Source organism: Phormidesmis priestleyi ULC007 (genome assembly GCF_001895925.1).
GTDB lineage: Bacteria > Cyanobacteriota > Cyanobacteriia > Leptolyngbyales > Leptolyngbyaceae > Phormidesmis_A > Phormidesmis_A priestleyi_A.
The window spans coordinates 1-7,239 of sequence record NZ_MPPI01000075.1; the positions used below are offsets into that span (position 1 = coordinate 1).

Genomic DNA, 7,239 nt, shown 5'->3' on the forward strand with positions numbered 1-7,239 from the left:
TGCTTCGCGGGTCGGGAATCGTTTTTAATTGGTCTATGAGGGACATGGACTGCTACTTTTGTGATGATTGCAGTCCATCCTCATTTTTCTCTCTAGACCTTGAAACCACCCTGCTTCTCAGACAAGATGAGCGGGGCAAACGCCGATCGCCCTGGACTAAAAGAAGCCTTTGAGTTTGCTCGGAAAGGAAACACGATCGTGGTCTGGCGACTTGATCGCTTAGGAAGATCGCTTAAAGACCTGATTGCCCTGGTCGAAGCGTTGGAGACCCGCCAGATTGGGTTGCGATCGCTTCAGGAAAACATTGATACGACGACCAGTAGCGGCAAGCTGATCTTTCACTTGTTTGGGGTATGGATGCTAAAACATCCCCCCCTCAACCATTGCTGGGCGAGAGGGGGATGGGGGTAAATCAAACCGTCACTTCAAACAGCCCCGCTAAACCGTCACTTTAAGCGTGGCGGTCTGGAAGTCAGCCGTGTAGAGGGTGGGGAAGAAAGTCCCATTCGTCACCCGTTTGCCCGCTAAGAGGCGGAAATCGTAACAGCAATCGACCGTGGGGAAGAACGTAATGTCCTCTGTGCCGCCGCCGAAGGATTTCAGCGCCGGGTTAGGAGCCTGATAAGGCCCAGGCGGGAACGGACCTGGCTGCCGATATCCCCGCAGACCGGGCGTTGTGGTGCCAGTCGAACCACTGCCAAAATCAGGCGTCACTTCGTATTCAAACAGATGACCGTTGGCATCGGCTACCATCACCGTGAGTTTGACATAACCGCCAGGGCCAATATTGTAGGCCGGACAAGCGCCTGTCGTGCCGATCGAAACCACCGGCGTATTGTCAGCCCGGAATGCCTTCAGGTCAACAATCTGGGCGGCGGTTAGCCCGCTGTTATCAACCATTAACGTCAATTTATCGGCTGGGTTGCTGGGCAAGACGACTGGCGCAAAGCTACTGTTATAGCCCGTGATCGTCAAATCGACCCCGCCCACACTGCCCGCCCCGACGAGCGCCGATGCGTTTGCGTCCACTTTACGTCCATTAAAGCCCCAAAGTACCGCATCCCCCGGATTTACCGTCGGGAACGGTGGCAATAACCCCGCAGGCACACTGGGTCGCTGCTCCTGGGTGGCGTACAGATTGGTTAATCCGGCATTGTTGAACGGCCCCATTTTAACGGTGGCATAGGTGACGGTTAGATCCGTATGCAGGATCACCACTGTGTTATAGAGGTCGGCGGCGATCGGTGCACTCGAAAAAGGCGCAGTACCACCACGGGCTGGGTTACCGCCCCATTGCCCCGCATTCACCTGATAGTAGGCCACCCCCGATGCGGGGGCAAACTCACCATAGATGTCCAAGGTTCCGGCAAAAGCCAGATCGCTCGAATCACTGCCCGCACTGCCGTCAGCATAGCCAGCGTGGATGGTATCGACGGTGGTATCGCCCACCCGAGTCCACACAAACCCCTTCACGGGCTTGGGATCATTCGGACAGGTACTAACCGTCTGGTCGTTGCCCACCAGGGTTACCGTACTATCATCCTCTAGGCACCAACGGGTATCGATCGCCGGATCTTCGTTCACAATTACAGTGCCGCCCTGAGTCACCTTAAAAATCAGGTTGGGGTCATCACAACACCACCAGCGCCAAGGGAACAGTGCCCGAATGTCAGGATTGGACAGCTTCCGGCGAATCAGCGCCGTCCGGACCGCATCTGGCCCAAATTCTGACTGCAGCGTCTCGGCGGTGATAAAGCCCTGACCTCGGATCAAACTCCGCCCTTCGGGCCGACTCAAGGGTAAGCGATCGGCATCGATCGGCATCGAAAATTGTGCATTCAATTGCGGTCGGGCGACTTTCCGTTCGATCGCGTCTAGGACATAGAGAATATCTCTTTCCCACCACCAAGGCCAGCACAGCCACCAAAAGGGCCGACAGGGCCAGCAAAACCGTGATGTACACCAGTTAAAGCAAGCGGTGAAATGTCCAGTTGCATCAGTAGGGACGGTGGCTACAGGCGTTTGAATCAACCCACCCCCGCCTGTATGCGTCACGCTATACACCGTCACTTGGGCTCCTGGCACGGGGCAGCCCCGAGGCCCAATTACAGAGCCGCTAACACAATATTTCCGACACCATCGCCACCAAAGAGTGAGGATTTTTTCGTTGATCTGAACCCGCTCTAGGGGGAGACGGATCTCAGTACTCCCTTCGACCCGCTGTTTGAGGTCCAAGGGAAAGCGTTGGAGTTGCGGCACTTGGTCAAGTTGTGTGTCCAGACCGGCTGGCCCGATTACCAGTTCTAATCCATAGGCGATTTTGGCAGCAATTGCTTCTTGTGAGAGATTAAAGCGGACATTCCCATTGGCGTCAACATTGGTTCGAGCGAGAATCTGATGGCCGCACACAATATACACATTGAGGCGTTCTGTGTCTTCTGGTCTGATTGTGGCCAGTGTTCCAACTAAGGTAATAGTATTGGACGACATACGATTGTTTCCTGAAGGTGATTAAAATTGCTCAGGAGGATGGTTGAGCAGCATCCGGGACTGCACGGTATGTATAGAGACTCAACCGTTTAACCGTTGAGTTTTAAGGCAAAGATCAGGCGTTCAGCCCTGTCGATCCGGTTTACAAACATCCTCCAAGGTCTAAGCACGCTATTCTGCACACTGAGTTTTTACTTACTTCTACAGCATGCTCCGTAAATACCGGATCAACAGTACCCCTGGGGGTAATATTTGTCTAATATGTAAGGTCAAAGCGCTTAGATTAGCTGCTGTATAAAGCTTAGACATCAACGCAGGATATGAATAAGCATTTATTGCTGTAAGACTTGACGCATTACAAAATAGAAGGTATGCAACACAATAGGCTTATATCGTGTAATTTGCGGAGTCTTACGCCGTGGCTAAACTATTTAACTTCCGATGCCCCGATGATTTGATGGAGTTAATTGAGCAACGGGCATCAGAGGCAGGTGAAGACAAAAGCCGAATCGTGATCGATTCGCTTCGTTATGCACTGAACATCACAGATTTACCCAGTGATGCGATCGTGGGCAGATCGAAAATATTAGAACTGCTCTCACGGATCGAGACACTCGAAAAAAAGCAGAAGGCGACCATCGAGAAATTGATGAGCGCCTAAAACTTGAGATTGAGCAGCGCGATCGCCAAATTGCCCAAATGCAGCAACAGTTAGCAGAACTAACCGCCAAACTCGAAACCTCTCAAAAAAACTCGCATGAGGATGGGCACCTTGCAGCCCATAGCCCAGCGTTGGCACGTTCCACCGTTGTGAATAGACAGGCTGAAGGTGAAGCACTGCCATCGCACCCTAAGCACTCAATCAGGATTGCACCTAAAAACTATGGGGTGTTGCCTCCAGATGCTAACGAGGGACTGAACCAAACGGATCTATGTCATTTCTATGGGTTGAAGTCAGGTAATTTGACGAGGGATTGTAGGGTTGCTGGCTTCTCAGATGTCGCTGATTACTTTGCTGCAATGACTGGTATCCGATGGGAGTATCGCGGGTCTAGTGGGATGAAAAAGCTGTATTTCCCGATCGAGCCAACTCAAGACGACTGAGCAGAGAAGTACGCACTTTTTGCCCTGGTACGCAGCGTTGCGATAGTCTTTCTAAACAGTGATTATCAAAGACTAACGGTGCGTACTTCAAGCAAAGCCCGATCGGGAACCCTCATGCAAATGTGAATTTCTAACTTCTCACACCAAAATGGCACTCAAAGACGCTACAAAATGCACGGCAAGAGCAAAGCACTCTCAGCAGCGCTGCTGCAATCCTGCTGTGACTGGCTACAACGTTTGTCGGATGCACGGCGCGGGAAACAAAGGCACTCCGAATTTGGGATCGATTAAGCATGGTCGATACTCTCGCTTAAAGACTGAGCAACTGCGATCGCTCGTTGCAGAATTTGAGAATGACCCCGATCCTATGAATCTCATGGGTGAGTTAGCAGCAGCGCGGGCGTTGTTTCAGGACTTCACCGATCGCTATGTTGAATCGACAGACGCTCTGATGCTGTGGAGCCGATCGGGTGAAACTGCAAAACCCACTCAGATCCTCGACATCGGCACTGCTTACAAAATGGTGAGTGAGATTAGGCGTTCCCGTAGCTTTTAGGCTAAAACCATCGCTAAGGAATTTGAACCAGATAATCTATAAGTTTGGCTTAAGTAGATTTTTGCCCATACTACACAACCGGCTTAGGTTTGGGCTGTTACATCACCCTACAAAAGGCTGAAACCTCGATTCGCTCGTTCTCTAGGGTAGCTAAATCTCCTGCCTTGAGGGATCTCTGCTACCGGTGCAGAGGAACAAACCTGACCGAGAGATTGGAAAAAGTTATTAACCGCTCGGTTTCTAATTTTGATAGAACCGAGAGAGCACTCATCACAAGTCAACCACAGAGCATCTTTCAGGCTTAAAGTTGTTTTTGGTCCAAAAGCTACGGGAACGCCGTTACGAATTCCTTAGATCCTTTATGAGAACTCATGCTATCATCTTTTTCACACCTTGCAACTGGTTATTAACATCTTTTAAGCAGACTTTGTTAGGTCAAAGAAGGTGAAAGGTAGTATGGAGGCAACTAATTCATAAATGGAAGAGACGTGAGTAAAAAGGTTTACGTCACACTGCCTGACACTGTGCAGGAAGATCTAGAAGGTTGGGCTGATTATCAAGGCAGACCAACTGCCAATCTCGCTGCGTACTTAATTGAGTTAGGGATACGTGAGGCAAAGGCGAAAGGGGAATTTAAGACAAACCAAAAATCCCCTGCAACTGAGAGCAAGGGCAAATAGGGAGGGCAATCACCAATGACAGTCGCAACGTACAAATGGACAATTGACCGCTATCACCAGGCAGTAGAAGCTGGCGTGTTTGATGATCAGCCTGTCGAGTTATTGAATGGAGATTTGATCGAGATGTCGCCTGAAGGTGTGCCCCACGCATCATTGAGCAGTGATGCTGGTGATTATTTACGCGATCGTCTTGGGAATCGCGCCAAAGTTCGAGAAGGGCATCCGATCACCCTGCCCAACAACTCAGAGCCAGAGCCAGACTTAGCGATCGTTGATCCTGATATTGCAATTTATCGATCGCATCATCCCTACCCAGAAAACATCTACTGGCTGATTGAATACTCAAACACCAGTCTCGACAAGGATTTGAAGATTAAGAGCAAGGTCTACGCAGAAGCCAACATCGCTGAATACTGGGTGATCAATTTGAGGACGAGGGAACTCATTGTTTTTCGTGACCCAGCGAATGGAGAGTATCGATCGCAGGTGATGCTAACTAACGGCATGGTTAGCCCTCTGTCCTTCCCAGATGTTCAAATTGATGTGCTGAGGTTAATCTAGACCTTTCTCAGTAATTAACCGAAACTAACGCCCGACAGTATTGATGCAAGGAAAAAGGCATGATCGACCGCAATCTAGTGCTTAAATACTTTCCTAATTTAGAGTGGCGAGGCTTCGATGATCTACCAGTAACGGTCGCTGTATCTGGTTGGTCAATGAGTGTCTGTGCTTCGTTTCTACCTGAAGCATCGTGCCACTTTGATCCGAGCATTACTGTTTCTGCTTATGCCGATGGCACCTTTAGCGCAGAGCTTTATCTAACCGACTCGACAGGAATTCAGAGTTGGATTGATGACGAGACATTAGAGGGTGTTCTGAGAAGCTTAAAAGAGCACATGGAGGCGATCCGTGAAATCATGTCTTATGCGTTGGCTGAACGATAGGAGAGATAACCGATGCCAGTGAACGGAAAACTTGAACTCACCATCAAAATTAGCGAGTTCCCGTCAGATGTAAAAACTGAAAACAACCTCAAGACTTTTGAGATTGATTGCGATGGGCAAATCGTCTCTGTTACCCTCAAACCCAAGATGTTTAAGAAGCTAGAGGATGCTCAGACGAACTTTCCGATGTGGGTCGCTGCGAACAGCTTCGCTGCGCCAAAGGCGTTCGCTGGCAAGATGGGTCAACCGACAGGGAAAGGTTTTGTACTAGCAGAAGCCAACATCCAGGTATTCGAGAAGAAGCCGAAAGAACCCGCAGCAGGGTAGGAGGGATTTAAGCCATGACGCAAGCAAAACCACGATTTAGAAACTTTGAGGAATATCTCGACTATGACGACGGCAGCGATCGGCGGTATGAATTGGTTGATGGGGAGTTAATTGAATTGCCTCCTGAATCTGAACCCAACAACGCGATCGCTCAGGAATTGTTTTGGCTGTTAGCAAACGCTCAAATCGTGATACGACGGCTAATCAAGCTCTACGCCTGTCAAATTCAAGTCCCAGTTCTTCAGAGTGGAGATGCGGCTAATCGCTTCCCTGATTTAGTCGTTTTGAGAGAGGAGCATCTAAGACTGACTCAATCGCAACTGACGATCAAGTTAGACATGCCGCCCCCGCAACTGATTGCTAAAGTCGTCTCACCAGGTAAAGAGAACACCGACAACTACCAGCGCGACTACACCCGCAAACGCGCTCAATATGCAGCGCGGGGCATCCCTGAATATTGGATCATTGACCCAAATCCCGATAGAGCAGTAGTGACAGTGCTGAGTCTCAAAGATGGGGCTTATCAGTCGAGAGAGTTTCGAGGAACTGATCGACTCATCTCTCCCGCATTCCCCGACTTGGAGCTGACGGTTGAACAGATTTTGAGGGCAGGGCAATAGGAAGGGAATTACCGTGACGCAACGACTCGAAAAAATCACAGACCCGCACATCGCTCTTCAGGCATCAGAAGGTTCTTTCGGTGTGCGGCTGGCTGACGACGATCAGCCTCGCTGAACGCTTGGCACGTCCTCGGGTCTGATTACATCTCCAGAAGAATTTGTCATGGATCGCTCGCGGATCAGAGAAAATGTCCTGGTACACTTAAACCCAGGTCAAATCGGTGAGGGACATTCCATAACACACTCAGTTTCCACCCTTGTAAAGCCAGAGGTCACCATGGGGTCTCAGTAGCAATGGAACCAGATTTTGCCTTAAGAGTATTTCAGCAGCAAATTGATAACTTCTACTGATTACTACAGTTGTAGATCGTTCATTCGCAGGTTAAAGGGCTGTCCCCTTCTTAGAGGCGGTTTGAGAAGTCAGTCAGTGAGTAAAAAAGCTCTCCGGTTATAAGCTGTAAATACGTAAAGTACAGCACCGAGAGAGCCATGAATAAAGCATACTCCAGTAACCTGAG

General features: G+C 49.8%; 9 protein-coding genes. 7 read left to right on the forward strand and 2 right to left on the reverse strand.

Annotation, left to right across the window (positions count from 1 at the left end):
• Positions 1 to 126: 126 nt before the first annotated feature.
• Positions 127 to 411, forward strand: a complete 285-nt coding sequence (locus BRW63_RS26410) for a recombinase family protein (RefSeq protein WP_083583269.1) — start codon at positions 127 to 129, stop codon at positions 409 to 411.
• Positions 412 to 438: 27 nt separating this feature from the next.
• Here the strand turns inward: BRW63_RS26410 and BRW63_RS26415 are convergent, their stop codons facing one another.
• Positions 439 to 2,490, reverse strand: coding sequence for a carboxypeptidase-like regulatory domain-containing protein (locus BRW63_RS26415; RefSeq protein ID WP_073075298.1), 2,052 nt, complete (start codon positions 2,488 to 2,490; stop codon positions 439 to 441).
• Positions 2,491 to 3,088: 598 nt separating this feature from the next.
• Positions 3,089 to 3,334 carry a hypothetical protein gene (locus tag BRW63_RS27955; protein ID WP_143162130.1) on the reverse strand — a complete coding sequence of 82 codons (246 nt, stop codon included), beginning with the start codon at positions 3,332 to 3,334 and terminating at the stop codon, positions 3,089 to 3,091.
• 408 nt (positions 3,335 to 3,742) lie between these two features.
• Here BRW63_RS27955 and BRW63_RS26430 point away from each other — a divergent pair, with 408 nt between their 5' ends.
• The 6 genes from BRW63_RS26430 (at position 3,743) to BRW63_RS26455 (ending at position 6,721) form a co-directional block, all read left to right on the forward strand.
• A complete protein-coding gene (locus BRW63_RS26430; protein ID WP_073075301.1) occupies positions 3,743 to 4,150 on the forward strand; it encodes a hypothetical protein in 408 nt (135 codons plus the stop codon).
• 488 nt (positions 4,151 to 4,638) lie between these two features.
• Positions 4,639 to 4,830: a ribbon-helix-helix domain-containing protein gene (locus BRW63_RS26435; protein WP_073075302.1), complete on the forward strand. Its 192-nt coding sequence runs from the start codon at positions 4,639 to 4,641 to the stop codon at positions 4,828 to 4,830.
• 15 nt (positions 4,831 to 4,845) lie between these two features.
• Positions 4,846 to 5,391: a Uma2 family endonuclease gene (locus tag BRW63_RS26440; protein WP_073075303.1), complete on the forward strand. Its 546-nt coding sequence runs from the start codon at positions 4,846 to 4,848 to the stop codon at positions 5,389 to 5,391.
• 59 nt (positions 5,392 to 5,450) lie between these two features.
• Positions 5,451 to 5,774 (forward strand): hypothetical protein, encoded by a 324-nt coding sequence (locus BRW63_RS26445; protein WP_073075304.1) that lies wholly within the window; start codon positions 5,451 to 5,453, stop codon positions 5,772 to 5,774.
• Between the two features lie 12 nt (positions 5,775 to 5,786).
• On the forward strand, positions 5,787 to 6,101 hold the full coding sequence (locus tag BRW63_RS26450; RefSeq protein ID WP_073075305.1) for a fertility inhibition FinO-like protein: 315 nt from the start codon (positions 5,787 to 5,789) through the stop codon (positions 6,099 to 6,101).
• A gap of 14 nt (positions 6,102 to 6,115) precedes the next feature.
• Positions 6,116 to 6,721 carry a Uma2 family endonuclease gene (locus BRW63_RS26455; RefSeq protein ID WP_073075306.1) on the forward strand — a complete coding sequence of 202 codons (606 nt, stop codon included), beginning with the start codon at positions 6,116 to 6,118 and terminating at the stop codon, positions 6,719 to 6,721.
• Positions 6,722 to 7,239 lie beyond the last annotated feature (518 nt).